Consider the following 23,927-nt stretch of genomic DNA (forward strand, 5'->3'; position numbering starts at 1 on the left):
AAGAAGTGATTTTCTTTGAAAAAAATAATGAAAGAGATTTTCAAAAAAGTGTGTGAAGAAGAATTAGACCGGCTTAAGAAAGTGGAACAACAGCTTGATGAGCTTCAGGATAAGTGTCATTTTGAGCCGCAAACGGTTGAAGGGGAAAAAACATATGTCCATATTGAGCATGTCAAAGTGGACAAGGTTGAATACAATATTGATTTTGAAAAGCTGAGTATAGAAGAGCTGAGCGGTATGCTGAATATCGGCGCCACTTACCATACACCGGAGCATAGGCTTAAACAAGCCTGCGCTGAAGAATTTCGGGACAACCGGCAAAATGATGCTGCGAAAGAAAAAAGACAGACAAAGCAGCAGACACCCAATGTCACCATCAGGGGGAGAAAGCATTGACCTCCGTTGTTTCAGCCTCCTTTTTCTAGGGTATGTATTAACAGATGCAGCGAAGAATACAGACGAAAAAGGAGATGATGAATATGTCATTATCAAAAGAACAGCAGGACAGCCTTTATCATAAATTAATCGATTTAAAGGAAAGTCTTCAGGGAGAATCAAAAGAAAATCATTCAATGAGCGAAGACACAGGAGAACTATCGAACGGAGTAGATAATCACTTAGCTGATCACGGAAGCATTTATTTGGACAGGGTCACGAATCAGACGCTGGACGGTGTCGATCAGAATCTTTTAGATGAGGTGAATGCCGCGCTTGAACGAATGGAAAAAGGAACATACGGGATTTGCGAGAAAACGGGAAAAGAAATTCCTTATGAAAGACTTGAAGCCGTGCCGTACGCCAGAATGACCGTCGAAGCGCAGCGAGAAACAGAAGGGGATGTGAAAACAGACGCTCCGTCATATGAAAGGGAATTTCACGAGCAGGTGAAAGACCTCTCAAATAAAGAAACCGTTGATCAAAAAAGCTCACAAACTTACGAAATCCTGGATCGCGAGCAGGATTCACAATAATAGCAGCAGGTACATTCATATGTACCTGTTTTTTTATTCCATAAAAAATCTCAAAATCGAAATAAAATCATTGACTTTATATAAAAAAGAAAGTAACATACTATTTGTAAGTAAATATTAAAAGATTACCGGGAGGAATTTAGAATGTCTCAAGTATTATTTGTAAAATCAAGTGATCGTACGGCTGAAGAAGGCGTATCCGTAAAATTATACGAAGCGTTTCTGGCTGCTTATAAAGAAAACAATCCGAATGATGAAGTGATCGAACTTGATCTTCATAAAGAAAACCTTCCTTACCTCGGAAGAGATATGATTAACGGAACATTCAAAGCTTCAAAAGGAATTGAAATGACAGACGAAGAGAAAAAACAAGCATCAACTGCTGACATTTACTTAAATCAATTCGTCAAAGCTGACAAAGTCGTGTTTGCATTCCCGCTTTGGAACTTCACAGTGCCTGCTGTGCTTCATACTTATGTTGATTACCTGTCTCGCGCAGGAGTTACTTTCACATACACGCCTGAAGGACCAAAAGGTCTGATGGGAGATAAAAAAGTAGCGCTCTTAAACGCACGCGGCGGCGTATATTCTGAAGGACCGATGGCATCTCTTGAAATGTCATTAAACTTCATGAAAACCGTCCTCGGTTTCTGGGGTGTCCAAGATCTTCACACTGTTGTCGTTGAAGGCCATAATGCTGCACCGGATAACGCTCAAGCGATCATTGAAAAAGGACTGCAAGAAGCGAAAGATCTGGCTGCAAAATTCTAATTTCCATTAACTCTTGCGCCCATACAGGGTGTGAGAGTTTTTTCTATTATAGAAGAAACTGGCGGCAGCTTTCGATCTGATCTTATATTGATATATTGATATTTTGTCGAAAAAACAATTTTTATGTAGAATAAAGCATTTTTCACAAAGAAAAAAGGTTTTCTGTAAAAGAATTAACCCTCTTGCCAAAATACGACTGATGGTGTAGGATATAAGAGAAGCTACATTGTTCGTATTGTTAATTAAGTTTTAACCTTTAAGCTGTAATAGGGAGTTTTATATCGAAGCCGGAATGTCATGCCTCCATTGCAGAGGACGACAGGAACGCTTCTGCAAACACCCACTTTGAGGAGTGGTGGTTTAAAACTTTCTTACTTGCGTACGGCATACGTAGCGAAAGCCATTTCCCTTGCGGAGATGGCTTTTTATTTTGCATTGCCCTTGAGCAGCGTACTTTATCAGTATGATAAAATAAAAGAATCAAAGACAAAGTGAGGTTTTACAACATATGCTGGATAAAGCCCAATCCCTTCTGGCGCATTATTTTGGCTACGACAGTCTTCGCGCGGGCCAAAAGCAGGCGATACAATCAGTTGCAGAGGAGAGAAAAAACACGGTCTGCATTATGCCGACGGGGGGCGGAAAATCAATCTGCTATCAGATTCCCGCACTGCTGTTTGAAGGAACCACAATCGTTATTTCCCCTCTTATTTCCTTAATGAAAGACCAAGTCGACGCGCTTGAAGAAGCGGGTATCGCGGCAGCTTATATTAACAGCACCCAGACAAGCCGTGACATTCATGAGCGCCTGACCGGTTTGAAACAAGGGGCTTACCGGCTCTTTTACATCACACCGGAGCGTTTGACTTCTTCTGAATTCATTCACATCCTGCAGAATATTACGGTTCCTCTTGTCGCCATTGACGAAGCTCACTGTATATCGCAATGGGGACATGATTTCAGGCCGAGTTACCGGAATATCGAAATCCTTTTTAATGAATTAAAAGAACCGCCCGTCATCATCGCATTAACGGCGACGGCTACGCCTGAGGTTCATGATGACATCTGCAAGCAGCTTCATATTAAGAAAGAACAAACTGTATATACCGGTTTTGCCAGAGAGAATTTAACGTTTAAAGTAGTAAAGGGCGAAAACAAAGACCGGTTTATCGAGCGGTATCTGGAAAAAAATAAACACGAAGCCGGCATTATATATACAGCGACAAGAAAAGAAACCGACCGTTTATATGAGAAATTAAAACGCAGCGGCATCAATGCCGGCCGTTATCACGGCGGATTGGCGGATGATGACAGAAAAGACCAGCAGGAGCGGTTTCTTAACGATCAGATACAAGTGATGGTAGCTACGTCCGCTTTCGGAATGGGAATCGATAAGAGCAACATCAGATTCGTTTTACACGCGCAGATTCCGAAAGATATGGAGAGCTATTACCAGGAAGCCGGACGGGCCGGGCGCGATGGTCTTAACAGCGAGTGTGTGCTCTTGTTTTCGCCGCAGGATATTATGGTGCAGCGTTTTTTAATAGACCAATCGGCCGCCGGAGAAGAAAAACAAAAGCAGGATCTCAAAAAACTGAGACAGATGGTGGATTACTGTCATACGGAAGATTGCCTGCAGCGGTTTATTCTGAAGTATTTCGGCGAGAATGAGGCGGCAGCTTGCGGAGCATGCGGCAATTGCACTGATACAAGGACCGCCCATGACGTCACAAAAGAAGCGCAGATGGTATTGTCATGTATTATCAGAATGAATGAGCGCTTCGGAAAAACGATGGTGGCGCAGGTGCTTAGCGGCTCAAAAAATAAAAAAGTGCTGGAAAACGGCTTCAGCAGCCTGTCCACTTACGGCATTATGAAGCATCAATCCGCAGCGGAAATCAGTGATTTTATCGAATTCCTTATTTCAGATGAATATATCAAAATGGCGGACGGCACATTTCCGACGCTTATGGTCACCCAAAAAGGCAGGGACGTTCTGCTTGGAAAAAGCGCAGTCGCGAGAAAAGAAGCCTTACAGGCCGCCGCCGTTACCGAAAATGATGAATTATTTGAGCTTCTCCGGCGTCTCCGCAAAGAGATTGCAGCTGAACAGGGTGTGCCTCCATTTGTCGTGTTCTCAGATCAGACGTTAAAAGAAATGTCGGCGAAACTTCCGAAAACGGATCAGGATCTTCTTTCCGTAAAAGGGGTCGGGGAACAAAAAAGATTGAAATACGGAGCGGTTTTTTTAGAAGAAATCCGAAATTATGTAAGAGAAACAGAGTGAAAAAAAGTTTTTTTAGAAATTTGCACATTGTGTTTTTCATTGGCGCCGGAAAAATCAGAGGCTTGAAAACCCTTGCTGTATCAAGATTTCAGCAAGACTTACCAAGCGAGAGAAATGTTTCATGTAAAGGAACTGTAATCTAATTCAAATCGTTTTGTTATTGAACTGACATTTTCATATGTTACGATATCACCTGTTAGCCGCCAATAAAAAGCTAACAAGGGAGGATTTACTTATGAAGAAGACGATTATGTCCTTTGTCGCAGTTGCAGCAATTTCAACAACTGCATTTGGAGCTCACGCTTCTGCTAAAGAAATCACGGTGCAAAAGGGTGACACGCTCTGGGGGATCTCGCAAAAAAACGGAGTGAACCTAAAGGACTTAAAAGAATGGAATCAGTTATCTTCTGATTTAATCATTGAAGGAGAGAAACTGACTATTTCTTCAGTAGAAACAACCACATCTGGGCAGTACACAGTGAAGCAGGGCGACAGCCTCTGGAAAATTGCTCAGAAATTCGGAACATCAGTCGGCAATCTGAAAAGCTTGAATAACTTGCAATCAGATATAATTTACGCAGGCACAACGTTAAATGTGAAAGGTCAGGCTCAGGCTGCACAGCCGGCTCAAGAAGCCAGCCAGCCGCAAACTGAACAAAAACCAGCTGCCGAGACAGAACAGCCGAAACAAGAAGCTGTCAAAAACGAGCAGCCTAAACAAGAACCTGTTCAAGAACAACAACCTAAACAAGAAGCGAAGGCTGTCGAAGCAAAACAGCAGCCTGTTCAATCAAATACAAACCAACAAGAGCCTAAAAAGCAGCTGACAATGACTGCAACTGCTTACTCTGCTAACGACGGCGGCATTTCCGGTGTAACGGCAACCGGTGTTGACTTAAACAAAAACCCTGATGCAAAAGTCATCGCGGTAGACCCTAGTGTCATTCCGCTTGGCTCTAAGGTTTATGTTGAAGGTTATGGAGTGGCAACAGCAGCAGATACAGGCGGCGCAATTAAAGGAAATAAAATTGACGTATTTGTTGCAAAGAAAAGTGACGCTAACAACTGGGGCGTCAGAACAGTAAACGTTAAAGTATTAGACTAGTTTCATATAGAGATGAAGAACACAAGGCGAAATGCTTTGTGTTCTTTTTTTCTTCCCTTTTTTGACTGTATATAATCGTTATATGCGGAAAAAGAAAAAGCGTTTCTCTAATATAATAAGGAATGGATGTGAAAACGGAATCTGAAGGGATGTATGAAACTGATGGAGCCGGAATTTATATGTTTATGGAATGCCTTCACAGAATCACCGGTGTTTCAAGCAGGTATATGCACCGCTTTCGCCATTGTGCTCGTTATCGGACTGTCTATGCCTGCTGTCAGGCTGTTTCAGGCGCTTGACAGAGGGAGAGGAAGGCCGGCCGTTATTGAAAAGGTGAGACGTACTGGCGTGATGAAGAATGGCAGGCACGAGCTTGTGCTTATTTTAAACGTAAAAAACCAAGACGGAACGCATGATAAACGTGAACTGACACACGCCGTATATAATGAAGAGATCAGCCGTTTTTATGAAGGAGCTTCCGTATGGGTGACGGCAGCGGCTGGCGGACGAATTATGATCGCTCCGCGCACGCCGCGGCATAAGGCGTCAAAATAAAAAGACGGGGCGGTTTTCCCGTCTTTATGTATTAATGCCGATCGATCCATATCCGTCCGCCTTCTGAGCCGGCTTCTATCCTGCATGTTCCTCCGATCGGGAATGTCATCAAAGGGGAGGTATGGCCGAAATCAGCATTTGCGATAACAGGCATGGATGACAGTTCTTCTTTTGTACGGATGACGGCACAGAGAGCCTCCTCAGACACATTTGAAGCATGCTGGAAACGTCCGATGACAATTCCCTTCACGGCTGAAAAAGCGGGAAGATGGATGAGTGACTGCAAATCCCGGTCAAACATATGAATGTCCGACATATGATCATCTTCTATAAACAGAATCACTTGTTCCATCTCCGGAAAGTATTCGGTGCCCTGCAGAAGATTCAGCGTGCATAGATTTCCTCCGATCAGTGTTCCTTCCGCATATCCGGGTTGAATAACGAGCGGTCCCGGATTCCGATAAAAACGTCTGTCCTCCTGGTTCAAATACCATTTATCATCACTCCACTCGGATGAAGGCTTTACCTCATACGGGTTGTCAGAAGCACAGCAGGCCAAGAAAGAGTCAATCGTATAGTCCAGCCCTTTTTTCATGGCAAATGAAGAAAAATGGGGACCGGAATATGTAATAAGGCCGGTTTTTTGATATATGGCATGGCAGAGAGCGGTAATATCTGAATAGCCGCAAAGGATTTTCGGATGCCGCTTGATGTTTCCATAATCAAGATAGCGGAGCAGCTGATTTGATTGGAACCCGCCGAGTGTCGTCAAAATCGCTTTGATGTCAGGATCAGCGAAAGCCTCGTGCAGATCCCGTACACGCGATTTAATGGATGATGAATCAAATTCATTTATTTCTTTCGCATTCTCTGAAAAAGAGACACAAAAGCCCAGCTCCTCCAATTTTGTCTTCGCGGCATTTATATTTTCATCTGACATAACGGACATGCTTGTGGCCGGAGACACAATACGAATGCCGTCACCTTTTTTCAATTTTTCCGGATACAAAAAAAACCCTCCTTAAATGGTTTAATCTATTACACCATATTAACGAGGGTTTATCTATCATTTTTTACAGGTCGACCCATTTAATGCCGCCTGATTGCGTATCATTGTCAATCCAGACATCAAAGTGATGCTTTTCATAAAAATGAATGAGTCTGTCGACATGATCCCAATCACGCTTAGCGATGTCGCCCGTCACTTTCGGGATATTCTGCTCTCTGGCGATATGTTTTAAAAATTTCATGCAGATCGAGCCGTAGCCGTGGTTCGGCGGGCCTTTAATGTCCCCGATATGAATGGCATTGTCATAATAAGAGGCGATCAGTGAAAAACAGCCTCTTCCCCGGTAGGCTGACTCACAGTCAGTCAGCATAATCTTACATGTTTGGCCATCATCAATCGAGGAAACAATGATCCAATCGTCATTGTTCGATTGATCAATACCAAGCACTCGCGCGTCTTTTGATACATCTATCAGATTTTCCCGCATTCTGAAAATCTGAAATTCAAGTTTATGAAGCTCTTTTTCCAGCTCTTTCTGATCTCTTTCTTCTGCAGTAAACAAAATCATACTCCTTTCACAGCGTAAAAGTCTTAGTCAAACACAAGTATCCATTTTAGTAAATGATGTCTTGGTTTGTAAATAGGTTTTGCAAAAACTTTTTTAGAAAAGTCTGCCGTTTATATGTGGATTAACGTTTTTAAGGCGGTGCGGATAGGGAAAGGAACAGTGAGCAGCGGAAAAAGGAGGAATCTATAATGGCAATTGACTCACTCATCGGCAAATTGAAGTACGTAATGACGGAATCTCCTGATAAAATGCTTTCCTTATATGTAAATACGGATATGAGAAATCCGGATCAGCAGGGGGGAGAGTGGAAAATCGCCTTGAAAACCGGTTTTCGGAGATTAAAAGAGTATCTGTCTGTAAGTGATCCGGAAGAAGAAAAATCTCTCGTCCGCATCATGGAACGTGTCTATCAATATATCGATGGGCTTGGTAAAGAGATGCCGCGTAGTCTCGTGTTTTTTGCATCGGGAGAAGGCGGTATCTGGGAGACGATTGAATTGCAGGTGCCTGTCGAAACACGATTTTATTGGGAAGAAACGGCTGTCCTTGATCAATTAGAACTTCTCCGTGAACAATTTCCGAGCACGGCTTTTATTCTCACCCAGCAGAATGAAGTGAAGATCATAGAAACCGTACTCGGAAAAATTGAAGGGGTGGAGCATTATCAATACGACGTCATCAATGAATCGTGGAAACCGCAGGATGTAAGCGGAAACTTCGCATCGATGGACGAGGACGCCGCCAAAGCCCACGTCGAAGAAAACCAAAACAGGCTGTATAAACGATTGGCTTCGAACCTTGATCAGAAGGCCGCTTCACACCAATGGGAGCGTCTCGTAATCGCAGGGGACAAAGAAACAGCCGATATTCTCGATCAGCACATGAATAAACCGATTGATCGGATCATTCCAAAAAATCTGTTGAATGAAAACGAACATAAGGTGATAGAAGAACTGTTGAAGGAAGCATAATATGACGAAAGGCCGGGTCTCAAACACCCGGTCTTTTTAGGGCTTAAGTTTGTCTAATTTCTGACGAAGCGGGCGAAACCGTTGACATCAAAGCTGAATTCTCATACCATTTGGATAGTCAGTAAAATTGAGAGAGGTCATAAGATGAATCAGACAGAAAACAAACCTAAAAGTTATACCGGTATCGTGCTGACATTGACCGTTCTGATCAACGGGTTAATTGCGGTGCTGTTTTTTATGCCGAAGTCGGGACAGGTCAGCATTGCCAATATTCATATTCTGCCGATGTTAAATGCCATTTTTAACAGCTTTACTTTTATCTTTTTGCTGGCAGCGCTCTTTATGATTAAGCAAAAAAATATTCAAGCGCATAAACGCTTTATTTTGGCGGCGTTTACGACGACTTTGCTGTTTTTGATCTGCTATGTCGTGTACCACTCGATAGCTGAGAATACTTTATTCGGCGGCCACGGCATCATGCGCGGGATTTACTTCTTTATTTTAATTACGCATATTTGCCTTTCCTTCATCATCGTGCCGCTTGCGCTGTTTACGCTGATCAGAGGATTCAGCATGCAAGTGGAGCGCCACAAAAAAATCGCGAGATGGACGATGCCGCTCTGGCTGTATGTCAGTCTGACGGGTGTCATTGTATACTTAATGATCTCGCCGTATTATTAAAAAAAGCCGTGCTCCGCGCGGCTTTTTTCTATTGATTGAAAAAAGGCGCCTCATACAGGGCGCCTTTTACTCTTCAAGCGTTTCAAGTGTTGTTACATTTAAGGATTGTTCAACGGTTTTTGTTTTTGCTTTTACTTTTTCTGCGTACGTGTAATCACCATAGCAGTAGGGATAACGGAAATTGTCTTTGTTCCCTCCGCAAGTGTAAAGTTTCGGATTCTTTTTGACCTGCTGCTCGGAGTATTGTTTTGCCAGTTCCTCAGTATGTGATCCTCCATGTTCAGCTACAAAATCAATATAGCCGGCTCCCATGTTGTAGCTTTGTATAATCGTATCCAAGTCTACGCCTTTTTTCTTGCCTGTTTGGTACATGAGAGTGAATTGTTTGATTCCCTGTTTGATACTGGTTTGAGGGTTTTTAATCTCATTTCGCTTTAAACCCAGAGATTCTGAAGACTGCATGGGATCATTTCCTCTTCCTTTTGACTCCTGATATATCATGCCGAGTACAAGCGATGTATATTTGGTGAGTCCTTTTTCATCCAGCTCGTCTTCAACGAGCGGTTTGTAATCTGTCAGCCGTTCAAGCACGATCGGCTTGACATCAAACGGAAGACTTTTGAGCCATTCATTATTTGAAAATAACAGAATGAGGAAGAAGGAAACCATGACAAAAACACATATCATCATAAGACCCGCGGCAGCGAAACAGCCTTTTTTCTTTTTCTCCACTGTGTTTCACCCTCAATTTCAGGAGCATTATGACTTTTTCATTATGACACAGATGAATGCGCGAAACCAAGCGGAAACCCGTATTTGAAACATAAATTTAAAATAACGGTTCTTTTGTCAGGCGCAGGATGTATCTGCATCAATTGACATTTGGTATAATTGGGCTACTTGAGAAAAGAAGGGTGAGGTATATGACTGAATTTCACGAATCCGGAAACACAAATGACCCCGCTGTCGATTTAGATGAGGAAACTTTATTTTTGGTTGCCCAGACTTTTAAGGCGCTGTCTGATCCGACCAGAATCAGAATTCTCCATTTGCTGTCACAGGGTGAGCACGCGGTAAATGATATCGCAGAAAAGCTGAATTTGCTGCAGTCTACCGTTTCTCATCAGCTGCGTTTTCTTAAAAATCTGCGCCTCGTCAAATCACGCAGAGAAGGAACATCCATCTATTATTCTCCTGAGGATGAACATGTGTTAGATGTGCTTCAGCAAATGATTCACCATACGCGGCACGATTAAAAACATCCCTGCTTTTGAGACAGGGATGTCAGCCGTACTGACTGTTATTGGTTTGGTCTCTGCTCGTTTTTAAAACATAAAAAGAGAAGCCGCTGTAATAAACTGCGATGAAATAAAAGATACTGATGGTCAGCGGATCGGCGCCGACCGTTTGGCTGTATGCCTCCGGATGGGTAAAGTCCGCTGTGACCCGGTAAATCTCAATAACGCGATAAACAAATCTCGATAGGAATAACGTTAATAGAATAAGTTCAATCCACAGGTGAGTGCGAAAATATATTTTTCCGCGGCGTTCTTCAAAAGAAATGTTCCGTTTAGCAAACAGGACCAGAAGCCAGCCGCAAAAAGTGCCGAATATAAGATGGCCGTATAAAGCCGGGTGTGTGATGCTGAAAAACGCCAGAGCTGCGGCCAGCAATGAAAACAAAATCATTCTTGTATAAAGCCAGCGGGGTTTCAAAGGCTGAAAGCCGACGGACCGTTTCACCTTTTTATACAGAAAAAAGGCAATCATTAAGACAGGGCAGATGCTTTGAAGTGTGATATGCATGGTGTGGAACTCCCCCTCCGTTGAGTAGTGTATGCTTATCCGGCTGGTTTTAGTAGTCTGATTTATTCACAGGCTGAAAGCATCTTTTATCACATTATGCACGTTTCTTTTTTTGGCATAAGAGAATCGCCCGCGCCTTTTTCAGGATTTAAACATAAAACTCTTGAAAAACTAACGGTGTTAGTTATAATAAAACTAATGATATTAGTTTTAGGGGGATGTTGATGAGAATCTTACAATACGGAAGTGTTTGGCAGCTGACTTTTTTTCCAGCGCTTTTCCCGGTGAATTGTTATTTGGTTGAAGAAGAAGAAGGAGTAACCCTGATTGACGCCGGACTGCCTAACAGTCATAAAGGAATCAAACAAGCATTGCGGCAGCTTGGGAAGCCGCTGAATGACATATTACTCACCCACGCGCACGGGGATCACATCGGTTCGCTTGACTCATTAGCTGCGGAATTTCCGGATGCTTCCGTCTGTATTTCTGAGCGGGATTCTTTCTTGCTGAAAGGTGACACTTCATTATTTGAGCATGAAGCACAAACGCCGATAAAGGGGGGAGTGCCGAAAAATGTTCAGACCGAACCTGATCGCCTGCTGAAAGGCGGCGAGCGGATCGGATCTTTACTTGTCATTCCCGCTCCCGGTCATACGCCGGGAAGCCTCGCTTTTAAAGATATGAGAAATGATATGCTGATCGTCGGAGATGCCTTTCAAGTACGGGGCGGCCTTGCTGTTTCAGGGAAGCTGAAATGGAAATTTCCGTTTCCGGCTTTTGCTACGTGGAATAAAGAAGAAGCTGTAAAAACAGCAAGAACGCTTATCGCTCATCAACCAAGCAGTCTGGCCGCCGGACATGGAAATGTTCTCTGCAATCCCGTTGAAATGATGGCTGAGGCTGCTGAGGAAGCCGAACGAAGCCTGCCGGGAGGCCGATCATAATGTCACCGAGAGTCGGAATGAGCCTTGACATGATATTGAGAGCCGCAGCAGGCATCGCTGACGAAAAAGGGCTGAATGAAGTGACGCTTGCGGCTGTTGCAAAGTCCTTAAACGTAAAACCGCCTTCCCTTTACAATTTTGTCAATGGCCTTCAAGGAATTAAAACAGAGCTGGCTGTCTCCGGTTTAACTATGTTATATGAAAGAATGGCGGCCTCTGCAGAAGGACTGACGGGCGAAACGGCTTTGCTCAGTCTTGCCGATGCCTATATCAATTTCGCCGAAGCCAATCCAGGATTATATGACGCAACATTTCAAAAGATAAAAGACGGCCGGATTGAGAATCTGTCAAGCCTGCTTGTAGAGCTTGTTGTCAGGCAGCTGACAGCTAACGGTTATGCACAGTCTGACACTGCGATTCATGCTGCGAGAGGACTGAGGAGCCTTCTTCACGGATTTGTCGTGTTGAGAAAACAGAGTGCATTTGAATTAACCGAATCAATTAAGGAAAGCCGGAAGTTTGCAGTTGTTGCTTTCCTAAGAGGTTTGCAGAATAGGGGACAATAATATTATTATGTAAACTAAATAAAAGACGCATCATGTAAAAAGGAGGGACAAATGGATTCATTACAACATATCATTTGTGAGCGGCGCACCTATTCACATATTTTTGATTCTCATGCACACACATACTGCCAAATGCTCTTTCCGCTCGAAGGACAGCTGGACCTGGAGACAGAAAGACGTAAAATCAGATTAAAACCTGATCAAATGCTGTATATTCCGCCCGGGCATGAACATCGGTTCCGTTCTTTGGAGCGAAATGAATGTCTCGTTCTCGACATACCGGCATACTTTTTCAAAAGTTCCTTTGACTCCGGCATTCTGAATAAGCTTGATCCCTTTTGGACATCGATTCGGTTTCTGCTGACAGAAGAGACAAAGCAGCAGTCGGCTCATTCATTGAGTCTGCTTGCAGAATATATTGCTGAAAAGATACAAGAAAACCGTACGAATAATTCAATTGCGTATATCCGCCGAAATCTATCAAAGGCTTTTACAATTAAAGAGCTTGCCGCAATGGAACATTACCACCCGGCGTATTATTCCGACTGGTTTAAAAAGCAGACGGGGAAAAGCCCGCAAGCTTATATTGCTGAGCTCCGTATGAAGAAAGCGGAACAAATGCTTATTGAAACAAAATGCCGGCTGACAGACATCAGCCAGGAGGTCGGCTTTCAAAATTTGTCTTCCTTTACCAGATGGTTTGTCAGACATAAGGGAATAACGCCGCGCGTCTTCCGAAACACCTTTCAATCTGATAAATAATTCTGAAAATCGGTTAAATAAACTGCTTCTTTTTTTGGTATCATGATTGTAAAAAAGGAGTTTTTGATATGGCAGTCATCGAAGATTTTATCAAGCTTGATCTTAGAATAGGAACGGTCGTAAAAGCGGAAGTATTCCCGGAAGCAAAGGTGCCGGCCATTAAGATGACAATAGATTTCGGCGAAGAGATCGGCATGAAACAATCAAGCGCCCAGATTACAAAACGGTACGAACCGGGTGATCTGACGGGCAAACAGGTTACCGCTATTGTCAACTTTCCGCCGCGGCGGATCGCCGGATTTAAGTCAGAAGTTCTCGTACTCGGCGGCATCCCGGAAAAAGGAGACGTTGTCCTGCTTACGCCAGAGCAGACAGTACCGAACGGAACGAAAATCGGATAATAAAAAAAGACGTTTGCAGAAGCAAACGTCTTTTGCGTATTGAGGCGATACACCACACGCCACATTCGTGTGTGCCGCAAGGGCATGTGCATCGGCTTACACAATTCAGCTCATCGCTATATCAATATAGCATGGCGTGTGCGGAAATGCAAGAGATTTTTTAATATATGTTATATCTGGCTTTGTTTTGCCGATCCCCGATCTTTCGTGTAAGGTTTCATTTGAAATTTTATGATCTTGAATAAAGCAGTTCGACAAATGCAAGAGATTCATCTAACCTTATATCTCGTGGTAAAATTTAGGGAGAAAGAAGCGGAAAGGAGACGTAAATGAAAGTATTTGAAGCATCCTCGTTAATCTCAGCCGCAGAAAAGCGGGCAAAACAATACGATCAGATTAGAGAACAATTTATCAATCTCAGGAAAGCTTTTCAGGGGATGGCTGACTTAGACGACAGTGAGTTTTCAGGCAAAGGCGCCGACAATATCAAAGCCTTTTTTCAAGACCACGCAGGCGTTACAGACAGCTGGCTTAATCTGATCGATATGAAGATTGCTTTTCTTAACAGTATCTCAGGAAAAGTAACTGATGCGGGATTAGCCGATTCGTTTGTGGAAGAGTCCTTTTTAGAACACGAGCTGATCCATGCGAAGAATAAATCACAAGCTATCATGCAGGAGCAGCGCAATGAAATGAAAGGTATCCTTGATGAAATCAGAGATATCATTCATCTAGAAGTTTTCTCGACAGAAGATGTTGATCAAAAGCTGGATTCAGCAGATAAAAAACGGGATGAGACCATACATAAACTCGGCAAACTTGATCACGATCTAACGAAAGAATACGCAGAAACCGAGGCAAATGAACATTTCATCCAAGCTGACTTTCAACAGCTTCAAAATGCCACGGGTAAGGGAAAAAATGCAACACCACTTCACTATAACGCCAAGGCGTACAGAGAAAGTGACATACATAAGAAAAAAGGCGAGATTGCAAGACACTCAGACACATATTTAACGTTTAAGAAGGAAGAAGCAAAAGAGCGGGAAATCAAGGATTTGAAGAAAAAGCTCGCCGATGGAGTAACTGATCCGGATGAATACTTAGAGATTGCGAAGAAGATCGGTTACGAGAACCTTGAACCTTCCCAGCAGCAGTATGTGATGCAGCTTGAACAAGCAAAACAGATGGAAGAAGCCGGAGAAGTGACTTGGGATATTTTAAAAGGAGCCGGCGTCGGTCTTTATGATGTCGGGAAAGACACGGTAACAGGTTTATGGCAACTGATCAATAAGCCTGATGAAGTTGTTGAAGGTATCATAGGGGCAGTTGCTCATCCAATTAACACGTATAATGCCATTTCAACAGCTATTGAGGAATCGTATCAAAAAGATATGGTAAATGGAGATGCGTATTCCCGATCAAGATGGGTGGCATATGCAATTGGTTCAGCAGCTGTGGCTGTCGTCGGAACGAAAGGCGCAGGAGCCGTTAACAAAGCTGATGCGGCGGGGAAGGTCATAAACAAGGCAGGACAGGCAGGGAAGAAAATTAAAGACGTTAAGATTGCAGATTTGCTTCCTTATAACTCTAAGTATGATCTTGCTCTGGCGGGTGACGTACCATACAATGTGGTTGACAGCCAAAACCTTAAAAATAAACTTTTGACCAATGCAAAGAAAATCCCGGATGGAACGAGAAAGCCGTTTACTGGTCAAGAAATAAACCTTCCTTGGTTAAATAAAGAAAAGTATGGTGCCTTTGAGGTTAAGGGCAAGGTAAAAGCAAAGGGAAAAGTTAAAGACATAAGCCGCAGAGTGTATACTATGAAAGATATTGATATGAACCAAAAAAATCGTAAAGGCCTTACGAATCTTCAATTAATGAAAAGTGGAAATGCACCTTTTGCGAAAGATGGGACACAAATAAATCTACACCATTTAATTCAAGAGGAACCTGGTCCAATGCTTGAAATTCCAAATAGCTTACATACTAAATATAGCGGCATTATCCATAGGCTTAAATCTGATGGTGAAAGCTTTAGAAACGATCCGGTTTTAAAAGCCCAGTATGATAATTTCCGAGACAGGTATTGGAAATGGAGAGCAAAACAATATGAAAAATAAAAAAGGAATGAGAGATATCAATGGACTTATATGAAAAAACTATAGAGTTTATAACTGAAAATAAAGCAGACAGTTATTTTACTAGAGGAATAAGTGAAAAAGAGATTATTAATATAGAGAAGGAGCTCCAACTACACCTTCCTGATAGTTATAAATGGTTTCTGAGAAACTTTGGCTCTGGCGGCTTATATGGAATTGATATTTTAGGGTATGACTTTGGCGGGGCTTCGGTAGTTGAAACCACAGAGGAATATCGTAATTATTATCATTTATCTGATGGACTTGTGATACTAGAAGATATTGATTTTTTTGCTTATGCCTTAGATACTAATAAAATGAACAGTAATAATGAATGCCCTGTTTTTATTTGGGATAGAGTGCTTGGATATCAAGACAAGCTAGCCGACAGCTTTATTGAATTTTTCTACAGAAGGTTGCTTGAAAAAAAAGAAAACTGGGAAGAAGATGAAGACTGGGACGATTAATAAAGAAAGCTCTCTTTTAGAGAGCTTTTTTTAGGTTTTCAATTTTTAACAGGCTTTATAATGAGCAAACAGGCATTACTCAAAATACTCGCCGCGCCTATCCAAAGCAGCCATTGTGTTGCGGTCAGCCATGAGGCAGTTAGGATAAAGAGTCCAATGGCAATTGATATATAATTGCCGGCTCGGTCCAGTTTGCGTTTGCGATGAAATTTATATTTAGCATGAGAAATAAATTGATCAATTTTATCTTTCAGCTCATAGCATTTTTCCTTTATCGTATCCTCTGTTTCTTTTACTTTTCGATAAAGCATATTATTCATCGTCTGCACTCCCATATCGCCGTTTTGAAAATTCAGCCATGATTTTTTCTTCATAGTCATCTGAGATGAATTGTGCCTGATCTTCAACTTTCAAATGTACTTTTTCTTCAAAACCATCCTGTTCTTCACCATCAAAACGATAAAGTTTTTGCAATAGCCTCCAGAATGTTTCAATTTCATCAGTTGTGAAGTCATGAAACATATCCGCTAAAAAATAGGTGGATTTTTCTGAACAGGAAATTAACGCTTTTTTTCCTTCAGGGGTAATCTCAATATTGATTGCACGTTTATCCAGTTTGCTTGGCACAGTGTGAACATATCCTTTTTTCGCGAGGCTTGAAATTAATTTGTTAGCGGTTTGTTTTGTTGTGCCCAGCTTTTTAGCGATATTCATAAGTGTGGTATCTTCCGTCGGTAAATGGGCAATAGCAATAAGAGTCATGTGCTGTCGGGAAGTCAGCATTTCTAAGTATTCGTCCCCCCGAGCCTGCACTTTATTGACAACCGAAAATAATGATGCGTAACTTTGCTGCATAACATGCAGTTCCTTCATTAATAATTTAATATCCATAAGTTATCTCCTATCTAAATCGTCACCATGTTGACAATGACAATATACATTGAAATGAAAAACAAGTCAACATGGTGACTAATAGTAGCGGCTACGGCTGTTTTCAAAAATGTCACAGGCAGTCGGAGTGTTTACAAAAGGGGAAATAAGTATAATAAATGCGAAAAGGGCATTAATCTAAAGTGAGAAGGTGTTTGGCATGCAGAAAGTGAACTGGTCAGAACAGTATGAATGGTTCAATAAACAAGATGAAAAAGACGGGTGTTTAATGGCGCTCCTTCGTCATGAGCTTACATATGAGGAAGTCATACGGTTATATATGAAAGGGTTTTATTTGAAATCAAAAGAAGGGGATGTTTCGTTACGTAAGAACGATATCTGTCGTATGTTTGGGGTTGAAGAGAGGCAGGGCGGCAAATCTTAATGAACGGGAAGAGAAAAACTCTTCCCGCTTTTCATGGCAGCTGTTATTCTTTTTCCAGCATGGAAGTCAGCCATTCTCTTAATGTATTCTTCTGCACATACCGCTTTCCGTTTCTCGTGATATGCGGAATGTCAGAGGTGTCGGGCACGATTTGTTTTGCTTCTTCCTTCGTAACTCCTAAATAATAACCAATATAGAAGTGCAGATCTTTTTCTTTAATGAGAATGTGGTCAGTGTGTTCATGAGGATCAGGTGATTTAAAGTTTTTCAATCCGTCTCCGATGAAATATCCGGCTAAAGCGATTCCAATGCCGGTAATATATCCAAACCTCCAATAAACGTTATCATTTTGGATTCAGCCTTCAGCAAAACCGTCGGGCGTTTATTGCGGACGGTTTTGATTGCTGAGCTTTTCCACCTGCACCTTTCCGGAGAAGAAAACAGCGCCTCCGCCCATATCCGCCAGCCGATCGGGCGTGAGCGAATTGACGAGCTGTTTTTTATCATCCATATCGGCCCAAAGACCTTGGCTGACTGCAACGCCGGGAAGCACCTGTTCGCCGACCGAAGCTGTTAATTCACACTCGCCGCGGTGATTCCAAACTCTAACGGTTTCCCCGTCTTCTATGTTCCGGCGTACAGCATCCTCTGTATGAATAAAAAGCTTTGGCGCTTTTTCCAGTTTTACGTGTTTTTCATTATTCGAAAATGTCGAATTTAAAAAATTATGATTCGGTCCCGGGACAAATAAAAGCGGAAAATCGTCATCGCTCTCAAGAGGGATATGTGTCGGCAGCGCGGGATAACCGTCCTGTTTCATCTTTTCCGAATATAATTCAATTCTTCCGCTCGGTGTCTTGAGCTTTCCCGGAAAAAGCGGTTTTTTCCGTTTGGCTTTCATGAAGGAATGGCGTGAGAGCGCTTCGTAATCAATATCCTCGATATACGGATTGTCGGGAAAGTCCAGCGCCTGTCTGATCAATTCTTCATCGGAATCCTGAAGCTCCTGCTCGGTAAATCCCATTGCCCCGGCAAGCAAACGGAACACTTCCGTATTCGATTTGCTGTCCCCGTAGGGTTCGATCACCGGTTTTTGCAGCTGAATAAAATGATGCCAGTAAGACGTGTAAAAATCCGTGTTTTCAAAAGCGGATGCAGCAGGGAGCACGATATCCGCATATTTGGCGGTTTCCGTTAAAAACAGATCGTGAACGACTGTAAATAAATCCTCACGCAGCAGGCCTTTTCTGACTTTATTCGCTTCCGGCGCAACCACTGCGGGATTCGTACCGTAAATAAACAGGGAGCGCACGGGCGGTTTTGTTTCTAACAGAACGCTTCCGAGCCTGTTCATATTAAATGATCGTGGCTTTTTGCCGTAAAGCAGATCAGGCCGCTGGAGCGCTTGTCTGTTATAGTTTAATACCGCGCTGTTGTGCTTGATTGCGCCTCCACCGGTGTTGAGCCACTGTCCTGTAACAGCCGGTAGACAGGCAACTGTGCGGACGATCATTCCGCCATTGTCATGGTGCTGAATGCCGTTTCCGATCCTGATAAGGGAAGGGGAGGTTTCCCCGTACATTCTCGCAAGGCGTCTGATATCGTCGGCTTTAACGCCTGTAATAGCAGAAACTGTTTCCGGATCATAGTGTTGAACATGCGCTTTTAATTCGTCACTGCCTTCGGTGTATTCTGTGAGAAATGCTTCATCGTGAAGGTTTTCGTCGAATAAGACATGCATGATACCGAGGGCGAGTGCGGCATCTGTGCCGGGCCGAATGGGAATAAACCAATCGGCAAGCCGGCCGGTTTGGTTCTTATGTACATCGATAACGACAATTTTAGCCCCTTTTTTCCGGGCTTTTTGAGCAATCATGACTTGGTGCATATTCGTGCTGACGGCATTGATCCCCCAAAAAATAAAGAGCTTTGCATGTATGGTCTCCTCCGGATCAGTACCCGCTCCTTCACCCATTGTATAGTTATAGCCTTCAGATCCGGCTTTGCTGCAAATCGTCCGTTCGAGATGACTCGCTCCGAGACGATGGAAAAAACGGCGGTCCATTCCCTCTGCCGCCAGTTTTCCCATGTTGCCGTAAAAGCTGTACGGAAGAATGCTTTCCGCTCCTTCTTCGGCAATAAGCTCTTTCCAGCGCGCACTGATCGTATTGAACGCTTCCTCCCAGGAAATAGGCGCAAACGCGGCTTCACCTTTTTTACCGATCCGTTTTAACGGAACGGTTAAGCGCTTCTCATCATAAATACGCTCAGCCATGTGTCTGACTTTGTTGCAAATATTCCCTGATGTGACCGGGTGATCGGGGTCTCCCTGAATGTTAACGATTTTTCCGTCTTTTTTTGTCACAAGCAAGCCGCATTGATCGGGACAGTCTAGTGAGCATACCGACTTAAAGACCCCGTTCGGCTGTGTTGCAGCAGAATTCATAGCCCATTTCTCCTCTTTGTTTATATTGTAAGCATTATAACATTTCAAAATCGAACGTCAATTCAGAAAAAAAGTGTTGACATCACGGAAAGACTTTTCTATGATGAGTTTATTCTTTTAAACAGCCTGACAATTTCATCATTTTATTTTCTATCCAGAGAGGTGGAGGGACTGGCCCTATGAAACCTCGGCAACATTTATTGTGCCAATTCCAGCAAGCGCATGCTTGAAAGATAGGAAAGAATGATCTATACATATTTGTGCGCTTCAAGCGCATAAAGACGGTATATGAATCTCTTTCCTTCTTTGGGGAAAGAGATTTTTTTATGAAAAAATTTATGTGAAAAGGATGTTTTGCACCATGACGGTTTTAATTACCTCGCCATATCACGACGAGGGGCTGAAGGAGCTGACTGAGCTGTTCGGCCGGACTGTGCACCGGCCGTGGAAGAAGAACGGCCGGGCCTATCGGGAAGATGAATTAATCCGAATGATTCAAGAGACAAACGCGTCGGGGCTTATTACTGAACTTGATGAGGTGTCTGAGCGTGTTATTGACATATTGCCCGATTCCGCTTTTATCGGTGTCTGCAGAGGAACGCCGTCTAATGTGAATATTGCGGCGGCGACTAAAAGAAAAATCCCCGTTTTCTTTACACCGGCCCGCAATGCCCAGGCTGTTGCTGAAATGTTTATCGGAAATGTGATTTCATTTTTACGTCATACGTATTCTTCCCTTCAGTGGCTGAAGGACGGGAAGTGGAATGGTGAATATTTGCAGGCTTACGTCAAATTCAGAGGAAATGAGCTGACGGGGAAAACAGTCGGCCTTATCGGTTTCGGAGCTGTCGGACAGAGAATCGCCCGGCTATTGGCCGCTTTTGACTGCAAGGTGCTTTACTATGACCCATTTGTCCGTCATGAAAACCGGGAGTATGAAAAAACGACGATTGAACGGGTATTTTCTGAAAGTGATATTGTTTCCGTTCACTTGCCGCGCACAGAAGAAACCATCGGCCTTATCGGCGCCCGGCACTTTCAATTGATGAAACAGGAAGCTGTTTTTGTCAATACGTCAAGAGCGGCGGTTACAGACAGGGAAGAGCTGCTGCGGGTGCTGAAAGAACGGCGGATTAAGGGAGCGATCCTTGACGTGTTTTATCACGAACCGCCTGAATCTTCTGATTATGAATTGATCTCTTTGCCGAATGTGTTAGCGACTCCCCATTTAGCGGGCGCAACATTTGAAGTGGAAGATCATCATGTGAAGATTTTAAATGAAGCGCTTTTCAAATGGAAACAAGATCAAACCTGCTCAATACGTGAACTTTATAACAAAAGAGAACTTGAACCGGAAGGAGGAGGCTGTAATGGATGAACAAAAAGGCTACCTTGTATTTGACATCGGGACGGGGAATGCGCGAGTCGCGGTCGTGACTGCCGGCGGCGATGTGACCGCGCTTGAAAGGGAAGACATTGAATATGTGACGGATCCGCTTTATCCGGACGGACGATATTTCTCACCGGAAGAGTTATGGAAGCAAATCAGCGCTATGGCAAGGAAGGTTATTGGCAAAAGCCCTCATATTACATTAATCGGAATCACCTCAACAAGCCAGAGGCAGGGAATTGTTCTGATCAATAAAGATAAAAAGGCATTTCTCGGTCTGCCCAACATTGATAACAGAGGGCGTGAATGGGAAGACGGGATTGAGGCAAAAGAAGAAGTGCATCAGCAAACCGGACGTCTTCCGAGCGCTTTATTTTCCGCCATGAAACTTGTCGGATTAAAAGCTAGACAGCCGTCTTTATGGAAAGAAGTGAAGTACATCACAAGCATCAGTGACTGGGTGACATTTGAGCTGAGCGGTATTTTAAGCTATGAACCGTCACAGGCTGCTGAAACACTGCTGTTTGACGTAAGGAAAAAGGCGTGGTCAGAGACATTATGCAACATCTTCGGTGTGCCTTCTGCCATTCTTCCTTCACTCGTCCGATCTGGGACGGTTGTCGGAATGTTAACGTTTAAGAAAACGGCGGTTCTCGGTCTTTCTGAAAGAGTGCCTGTGATTGCAGGCGGGGGAGACACACAGCTTGCCATCAAAAGTGCAGATGCAAAGCCGGGAGATATCGTCATCGTATCCGGCACGACGACGCCGATTATAAAGATAACAGCTGAGACCGGAACCGAAAGATTAGAGAATGCATGGCTGAATTGCCATACAGAAGAAGGTCAATGGCTTCTTGAAACGAATCCGGGTGTAACAGGACTCAATTATCAAAAATTAAAATCCATTTTTTATCCGAATGAATCCTACGGCGTCATGGAACGGGAAATCGCAAGTCTGCCGAAACATGATCATGCTTGTATTTCTGCGTTAGGCTCCTATTTATCGCCAGAGAAAAACGCACTGGCAAAAGGCGGATTTATTTTTGACGCCCCGCTGTCCCAAAACTTAAGCAGAGCCCATTTTGTCAAAGCCGCACTGCTGGAAATCGCTTTTTCAATCAAATGGAACTATGAGGCGTTAACAGAGGTGGCTTCCTTTTCAAAAGATTATGTGAAGGTGTGCGGCGGCGGTTTCCAAAGTGATGCTTTGACACAGTTTCTTGCTAACCTTCTCCAAAAGAAAATTTATAAGAGAGAGGGGTTCAGCCAGGCATCCGCAATGGGAGCGGCGATGATTTGCAACGAAGCTCTCGGTGTGAAAGCAGAGCTTTCGAGCCGCACAAAGGTAATTGAGCCGGAAGCGGATCAGACGGATCTCTTCCTATATGAAGAATGGAAATATACGCAAAAGTTATTTACTCGTTTTCAGCCGGCGGTGAAAGCCTGACTTGGGGATGAGATGACAACATGAAAGTTTGCTGAGGAGGAACAAAAATGCTTAATAAAATAGGAATTCCGAAACAGCTCGCCTGGGGATTTTTGGGAGTCGTGCTGTTTATGATGGGGGATGGCCTTGAACAAGGCTGGCTCAGCCCGTTTTTAGTTGAAAACGGCTTGACGGTACAGCAATCAGCATCCCTGTTTACGGTTTACGGTATTTCTCTCGCTGTGGCGTCTTGGTTTTCAGGGGTCTGCCTCGAAGCCTTCGGCGCAAAGCGGACGATGTTTATGGGGCTGTTGTTTTACGTTATCGGAACAGCCGCGTTTATCGCATACGGATTTGAAAATCTTAATTTGCCGGTGATGTATGTCACGTATTTTATTAAAGGGCTGGGTTATCCGCTGTTTGCCTATTCATTTTTGACATGGGTGATTTACCGGTCGCCGAAAAACAGGCTCAGTACGGCAGTCGGCTGGTTCTGGATTGCATATTGCTGCGGGATGTTTGTATTCGGTGCTTGGTATTCAAGCTGGGCCATCAAATCCTTCGGCTATTTGAATACACTGTGGAGTTCAATTTTCTGGGTCTGCCTCGGCGCGTTTTTTGCTTTGATTTTAAATAGGGACCGCTTTGAAAAGAAAAAGGCAGATAAGCGGGAAAAGGCGCAGGAATTAATGAAGGGAATCACCATCCTTGCTGAAAATCCGCGCGTGCTCTCTGGGGGGATCATTCGGATCATTAACAGCATTGGTACATACGGATTTCCGGTATTTCTTCCGATGCATATGGCGCAGCACGGCATTTCTACAAATGTATGGCTTCAAATTTGGGGAACGATCTTTCTCGGAAATATCGTCTTTAACTTAATCTTCGGCGCAGTCGGTGATGCCTTCGGCTGGAAAAAGACTGTCATGTGGTTCGGAGGAGTAGGCTGCGGCATTTTTACTCTTTTATTATATTATGCTCCTGTTGTATCACATGGGAACTTGCTTTTCGTCAGCATTGTCGGTTTTATATGGGGAGGGCTCCTCGCCGGGTTCGTTCCGATCGGGGCTATCGTGCCGACGGCGGCCGGCAGCGATAAAGGTGCTGCCATGTCTGTGTTAAATCTGGCTGCGGGCCTGTCGGCATTTGTCGGCCCCGCGCTTGCCTGGGCGTTCATCGGGCTTGTCGGCGCACAAGGCGTTGTATGGATTTTCGCAGCGCTCTATTTCGTAAGTGCAATCTTGACAAATCAAATCAAAATGCCTGAAGAGAAAACGGCAAAACACAATAAAGCATTGCCTGAATACGCTTCTTAACAGCAGCGCCCCGAAAACTCGGGGCG

The 23,927-nt window shown here is 43.6% G+C and carries 27 protein-coding genes, 1 other RNA gene and 1 riboswitch; of the genes, 20 read left to right on the forward strand and 8 right to left on the reverse strand.

The annotated features are described in order from the left end of the window. Positions 1-15 precede the first annotated feature (15 nt). The 7 genes from gerPC to ACWHAR_RS04760 all read left to right on the forward strand — a co-directional run bounded on the left by gerPC (position 16) and on the right by ACWHAR_RS04760 (position 5,689). The gene (gene gerPC / locus ACWHAR_RS04730) at positions 16-396 is read left to right on the forward strand and encodes a spore germination protein GerPC (RefSeq protein WP_032873433.1); all 381 of its coding nucleotides are present in this window, start codon (positions 16-18) and stop codon (positions 394-396) included. Between the two features lie 83 nt (positions 397-479). Next, the gene (locus ACWHAR_RS04735; RefSeq protein WP_015417624.1) at positions 480-971 is read left to right on the forward strand and encodes a TraR/DksA family transcriptional regulator; all 492 of its coding nucleotides are present in this window, start codon (positions 480-482) and stop codon (positions 969-971) included. Between the two features lie 144 nt (positions 972-1,115). Then, positions 1,116-1,742, forward strand: a complete 627-nt coding sequence (locus tag ACWHAR_RS04740; protein ID WP_003153791.1) for an FMN-dependent NADH-azoreductase — start codon at positions 1,116-1,118, stop codon at positions 1,740-1,742. Positions 1,743-1,957: 215 nt separating this feature from the next. Then, a non-coding RNA gene (gene ssrS, locus ACWHAR_RS04745) (6S RNA) lies at positions 1,958-2,143 on the forward strand. Positions 2,144-2,250: 107 nt separating this feature from the next. Further along, on the forward strand, positions 2,251-4,029 hold the full coding sequence (gene recQ / locus ACWHAR_RS04750) for a DNA helicase RecQ (protein WP_032873435.1): 1,779 nt from the start codon (positions 2,251-2,253) through the stop codon (positions 4,027-4,029). A 235-nt stretch (positions 4,030-4,264) separates the two neighbouring features. Next, a complete protein-coding gene (locus ACWHAR_RS04755; RefSeq protein WP_007407985.1) occupies positions 4,265-5,134 on the forward strand; it encodes a 3D domain-containing protein in 870 nt (289 codons plus the stop codon). Positions 5,135-5,296: 162 nt separating this feature from the next. Further along, positions 5,297-5,689 (forward strand): hypothetical protein, encoded by a 393-nt coding sequence (locus tag ACWHAR_RS04760; RefSeq protein ID WP_025284849.1) that lies wholly within the window; start codon positions 5,297-5,299, stop codon positions 5,687-5,689. Positions 5,690-5,720: 31 nt separating this feature from the next. On the opposite strand, the gene ACWHAR_RS04765 is transcribed toward ACWHAR_RS04760, so the two are convergent. Continuing rightward, positions 5,721-6,698, reverse strand: coding sequence for a S66 family peptidase (locus ACWHAR_RS04765; RefSeq protein WP_032873437.1), 978 nt, complete (start codon positions 6,696-6,698; stop codon positions 5,721-5,723). A 64-nt stretch (positions 6,699-6,762) separates the two neighbouring features. Then, the gene (locus ACWHAR_RS04770) at positions 6,763-7,266 is read right to left on the reverse strand and encodes a GNAT family protein (RefSeq protein ID WP_007611949.1); all 504 of its coding nucleotides are present in this window, start codon (positions 7,264-7,266) and stop codon (positions 6,763-6,765) included. A gap of 188 nt (positions 7,267-7,454) precedes the next feature. On the opposite strand from ACWHAR_RS04770, the gene ACWHAR_RS04775 reads away from it, so the two are divergent. Both ACWHAR_RS04775 and ACWHAR_RS04780 read left to right on the forward strand, forming a co-directional pair. After that, positions 7,455-8,237, forward strand: coding sequence for a VLRF1 family aeRF1-type release factor (locus tag ACWHAR_RS04775; protein ID WP_032873440.1), 783 nt, complete (start codon positions 7,455-7,457; stop codon positions 8,235-8,237). A 144-nt stretch (positions 8,238-8,381) separates the two neighbouring features. Further along, on the forward strand, positions 8,382-8,918 hold the full coding sequence (locus ACWHAR_RS04780; RefSeq protein ID WP_007611945.1) for a DUF420 domain-containing protein: 537 nt from the start codon (positions 8,382-8,384) through the stop codon (positions 8,916-8,918). A gap of 66 nt (positions 8,919-8,984) precedes the next feature. Here ACWHAR_RS04780 and ACWHAR_RS04785 read toward each other — a convergent pair whose 3' ends face one another. Next, the gene (locus ACWHAR_RS04785) at positions 8,985-9,650 is read right to left on the reverse strand and encodes a lysozyme family protein (RefSeq protein WP_003153802.1); all 666 of its coding nucleotides are present in this window, start codon (positions 9,648-9,650) and stop codon (positions 8,985-8,987) included. 191 nt (positions 9,651-9,841) lie between these two features. Here ACWHAR_RS04785 and czrA point away from each other — a divergent pair, with 191 nt between their 5' ends. Continuing rightward, a complete protein-coding gene (gene czrA, locus ACWHAR_RS04790; RefSeq protein WP_007407993.1) occupies positions 9,842-10,174 on the forward strand; it encodes a Zn(II)-responsive metalloregulatory transcriptional repressor CzrA in 333 nt (110 codons plus the stop codon). Positions 10,175-10,202: 28 nt separating this feature from the next. Here czrA and ACWHAR_RS04795 read toward each other — a convergent pair whose 3' ends face one another. Beyond that, positions 10,203-10,724 (reverse strand): hypothetical protein, encoded by a 522-nt coding sequence (locus ACWHAR_RS04795; RefSeq protein ID WP_032866232.1) that lies wholly within the window; start codon positions 10,722-10,724, stop codon positions 10,203-10,205. Between the two features lie 224 nt (positions 10,725-10,948). Between ACWHAR_RS04795 and ACWHAR_RS04800 the strand changes: the two genes are divergently transcribed. The 6 genes from ACWHAR_RS04800 (at position 10,949) to ACWHAR_RS04825 (ending at position 16,008) form a co-directional block, all read left to right on the forward strand. Then, positions 10,949-11,668, forward strand: a complete 720-nt coding sequence (locus ACWHAR_RS04800) for an MBL fold metallo-hydrolase (protein WP_032873441.1) — start codon at positions 10,949-10,951, stop codon at positions 11,666-11,668. Then, on the forward strand, positions 11,668-12,234 hold the full coding sequence (locus ACWHAR_RS04805) for a TetR/AcrR family transcriptional regulator (RefSeq protein ID WP_032873443.1): 567 nt from the start codon (positions 11,668-11,670) through the stop codon (positions 12,232-12,234). The genes ACWHAR_RS04800 and ACWHAR_RS04805 overlap by 1 nt, the downstream gene beginning before the upstream one ends. Positions 12,235-12,285: 51 nt before the next feature. Next, positions 12,286-12,996 (forward strand): AraC family transcriptional regulator, encoded by a 711-nt coding sequence (locus ACWHAR_RS04810; protein ID WP_032873446.1) that lies wholly within the window; start codon positions 12,286-12,288, stop codon positions 12,994-12,996. 68 nt (positions 12,997-13,064) lie between these two features. Continuing rightward, complete coding sequence (csaA, locus tag ACWHAR_RS04815; RefSeq protein ID WP_032873448.1) at positions 13,065-13,397, forward strand: chaperone CsaA; 333 nt, start codon at positions 13,065-13,067, stop codon at positions 13,395-13,397. A gap of 329 nt (positions 13,398-13,726) precedes the next feature. Next, positions 13,727-15,523 (forward strand): T7SS effector LXG polymorphic toxin, encoded by a 1,797-nt coding sequence (locus ACWHAR_RS04820; RefSeq protein ID WP_032873450.1) that lies wholly within the window; start codon positions 13,727-13,729, stop codon positions 15,521-15,523. 20 nt (positions 15,524-15,543) lie between these two features. After that, positions 15,544-16,008, forward strand: coding sequence for an SMI1/KNR4 family protein (locus ACWHAR_RS04825; protein ID WP_032873451.1), 465 nt, complete (start codon positions 15,544-15,546; stop codon positions 16,006-16,008). Between the two features lie 38 nt (positions 16,009-16,046). On the opposite strand, the gene ACWHAR_RS04830 is transcribed toward ACWHAR_RS04825, so the two are convergent. Together ACWHAR_RS04830 and ACWHAR_RS04835 are read right to left on the reverse strand one after the other, a co-directional pair. Further along, the gene (locus ACWHAR_RS04830) at positions 16,047-16,328 is read right to left on the reverse strand and encodes a hypothetical protein (protein WP_032873454.1); all 282 of its coding nucleotides are present in this window, start codon (positions 16,326-16,328) and stop codon (positions 16,047-16,049) included. Then, a complete protein-coding gene (locus ACWHAR_RS04835) occupies positions 16,321-16,899 on the reverse strand; it encodes a MarR family winged helix-turn-helix transcriptional regulator (protein WP_032873455.1) in 579 nt (192 codons plus the stop codon). Before ACWHAR_RS04835 ends, ACWHAR_RS04830 begins: the two co-directional genes overlap by 8 nt. Positions 16,900-17,098: 199 nt before the next feature. Here ACWHAR_RS04835 and ACWHAR_RS04840 point away from each other — a divergent pair, with 199 nt between their 5' ends. Then, on the forward strand, positions 17,099-17,323 hold the full coding sequence (locus ACWHAR_RS04840; RefSeq protein WP_032873457.1) for a hypothetical protein: 225 nt from the start codon (positions 17,099-17,101) through the stop codon (positions 17,321-17,323). A 43-nt stretch (positions 17,324-17,366) separates the two neighbouring features. On the opposite strand, the gene ACWHAR_RS04845 is transcribed toward ACWHAR_RS04840, so the two are convergent. After that, positions 17,367-17,594: a hypothetical protein gene (locus tag ACWHAR_RS04845; RefSeq protein WP_045555079.1), complete on the reverse strand. Its 228-nt coding sequence runs from the start codon at positions 17,592-17,594 to the stop codon at positions 17,367-17,369. A 111-nt stretch (positions 17,595-17,705) separates the two neighbouring features. Then, positions 17,706-19,769 (reverse strand): molybdopterin oxidoreductase family protein, encoded by a 2,064-nt coding sequence (locus ACWHAR_RS04850; RefSeq protein ID WP_032873462.1) that lies wholly within the window; start codon positions 19,767-19,769, stop codon positions 17,706-17,708. Positions 19,770-19,916: 147 nt separating this feature from the next. Beyond that, positions 19,917-20,009, forward strand: a riboswitch (SAM riboswitch). A 121-nt stretch (positions 20,010-20,130) separates the two neighbouring features. Between ACWHAR_RS04850 and ACWHAR_RS04855 the strand changes: the two genes are divergently transcribed. From ACWHAR_RS04855 to ACWHAR_RS04865, 3 genes are read left to right on the forward strand one after another with little or no spacing between them, the layout of a single operon-like run. Then, positions 20,131-21,147 carry a 2-hydroxyacid dehydrogenase gene (locus tag ACWHAR_RS04855; RefSeq protein WP_032873464.1) on the forward strand — a complete coding sequence of 339 codons (1,017 nt, stop codon included), beginning with the start codon at positions 20,131-20,133 and terminating at the stop codon, positions 21,145-21,147. Next, positions 21,140-22,606, forward strand: coding sequence for an FGGY-family carbohydrate kinase (locus ACWHAR_RS04860; RefSeq protein ID WP_032873466.1), 1,467 nt, complete (start codon positions 21,140-21,142; stop codon positions 22,604-22,606). The genes ACWHAR_RS04855 and ACWHAR_RS04860 overlap by 8 nt, the downstream gene beginning before the upstream one ends. A gap of 47 nt (positions 22,607-22,653) precedes the next feature. Next, the gene (locus ACWHAR_RS04865; protein WP_022553238.1) at positions 22,654-23,901 is read left to right on the forward strand and encodes an RbtT/DalT/CsbX family MFS transporter; all 1,248 of its coding nucleotides are present in this window, start codon (positions 22,654-22,656) and stop codon (positions 23,899-23,901) included. Positions 23,902-23,927 lie beyond the last annotated feature (26 nt).

The organism is Bacillus sp. LR--39, assembly GCF_053613335.1.

What these genes read in the sequence shown, in the direction of transcription:
- ACWHAR_RS04735 (WP_015417624.1), top strand. Translation starts at nt 480, where the DNA reads ATGTCATTATCAAAAGAACAGCAGGACAGCCTTTATCATAAATTAATC.
- ACWHAR_RS04740 (WP_003153791.1), top strand. Translation starts at nt 1,116, where the DNA reads ATGTCTCAAGTATTATTTGTAAAATCAAGTGATCGTACGGCTGAAGAA.
- recQ (WP_032873435.1), top strand. Translation starts at nt 2,251, where the DNA reads ATGCTGGATAAAGCCCAATCCCTTCTGGCGCATTATTTTGGCTACGAC.
- ACWHAR_RS04755 (WP_007407985.1), top strand. Translation starts at nt 4,265, where the DNA reads ATGAAGAAGACGATTATGTCCTTTGTCGCAGTTGCAGCAATTTCAACA.
- ACWHAR_RS04760 (WP_025284849.1), top strand. Translation starts at nt 5,297, where the DNA reads ATGGAGCCGGAATTTATATGTTTATGGAATGCCTTCACAGAATCACCG.
- ACWHAR_RS04770 (WP_007611949.1), bottom strand. Translation starts at nt 7,266, where the DNA reads ATGATTTTGTTTACTGCAGAAGAAAGAGATCAGAAAGAGCTGGAAAAA.
- ACWHAR_RS04775 (WP_032873440.1), top strand. Translation starts at nt 7,455, where the DNA reads ATGGCAATTGACTCACTCATCGGCAAATTGAAGTACGTAATGACGGAA.
- ACWHAR_RS04780 (WP_007611945.1), top strand. Translation starts at nt 8,382, where the DNA reads ATGAATCAGACAGAAAACAAACCTAAAAGTTATACCGGTATCGTGCTG.
- czrA (WP_007407993.1), top strand. Translation starts at nt 9,842, where the DNA reads ATGACTGAATTTCACGAATCCGGAAACACAAATGACCCCGCTGTCGAT.
- ACWHAR_RS04795 (WP_032866232.1), bottom strand. Translation starts at nt 10,724, where the DNA reads ATGCATATCACACTTCAAAGCATCTGCCCTGTCTTAATGATTGCCTTT.
- ACWHAR_RS04800 (WP_032873441.1), top strand. Translation starts at nt 10,949, where the DNA reads ATGAGAATCTTACAATACGGAAGTGTTTGGCAGCTGACTTTTTTTCCA.
- ACWHAR_RS04805 (WP_032873443.1), top strand. Translation starts at nt 11,668, where the DNA reads ATGTCACCGAGAGTCGGAATGAGCCTTGACATGATATTGAGAGCCGCA.
- ACWHAR_RS04810 (WP_032873446.1), top strand. Translation starts at nt 12,286, where the DNA reads ATGGATTCATTACAACATATCATTTGTGAGCGGCGCACCTATTCACAT.
- csaA (WP_032873448.1), top strand. Translation starts at nt 13,065, where the DNA reads ATGGCAGTCATCGAAGATTTTATCAAGCTTGATCTTAGAATAGGAACG.
- ACWHAR_RS04820 (WP_032873450.1), top strand. Translation starts at nt 13,727, where the DNA reads ATGAAAGTATTTGAAGCATCCTCGTTAATCTCAGCCGCAGAAAAGCGG.
- ACWHAR_RS04825 (WP_032873451.1), top strand. Translation starts at nt 15,544, where the DNA reads ATGGACTTATATGAAAAAACTATAGAGTTTATAACTGAAAATAAAGCA.
- ACWHAR_RS04830 (WP_032873454.1), bottom strand. Translation starts at nt 16,328, where the DNA reads ATGAATAATATGCTTTATCGAAAAGTAAAAGAAACAGAGGATACGATA.
- ACWHAR_RS04835 (WP_032873455.1), bottom strand. Translation starts at nt 16,899, where the DNA reads ATGGATATTAAATTATTAATGAAGGAACTGCATGTTATGCAGCAAAGT.
- ACWHAR_RS04840 (WP_032873457.1), top strand. Translation starts at nt 17,099, where the DNA reads ATGCAGAAAGTGAACTGGTCAGAACAGTATGAATGGTTCAATAAACAA.
- ACWHAR_RS04850 (WP_032873462.1), bottom strand. Translation starts at nt 19,769, where the DNA reads ATGAATTCTGCTGCAACACAGCCGAACGGGGTCTTTAAGTCGGTATGC.
- ACWHAR_RS04855 (WP_032873464.1), top strand. Translation starts at nt 20,131, where the DNA reads ATGACGGTTTTAATTACCTCGCCATATCACGACGAGGGGCTGAAGGAG.
- ACWHAR_RS04860 (WP_032873466.1), top strand. Translation starts at nt 21,140, where the DNA reads ATGGATGAACAAAAAGGCTACCTTGTATTTGACATCGGGACGGGGAAT.
- ACWHAR_RS04865 (WP_022553238.1), top strand. Translation starts at nt 22,654, where the DNA reads ATGCTTAATAAAATAGGAATTCCGAAACAGCTCGCCTGGGGATTTTTG.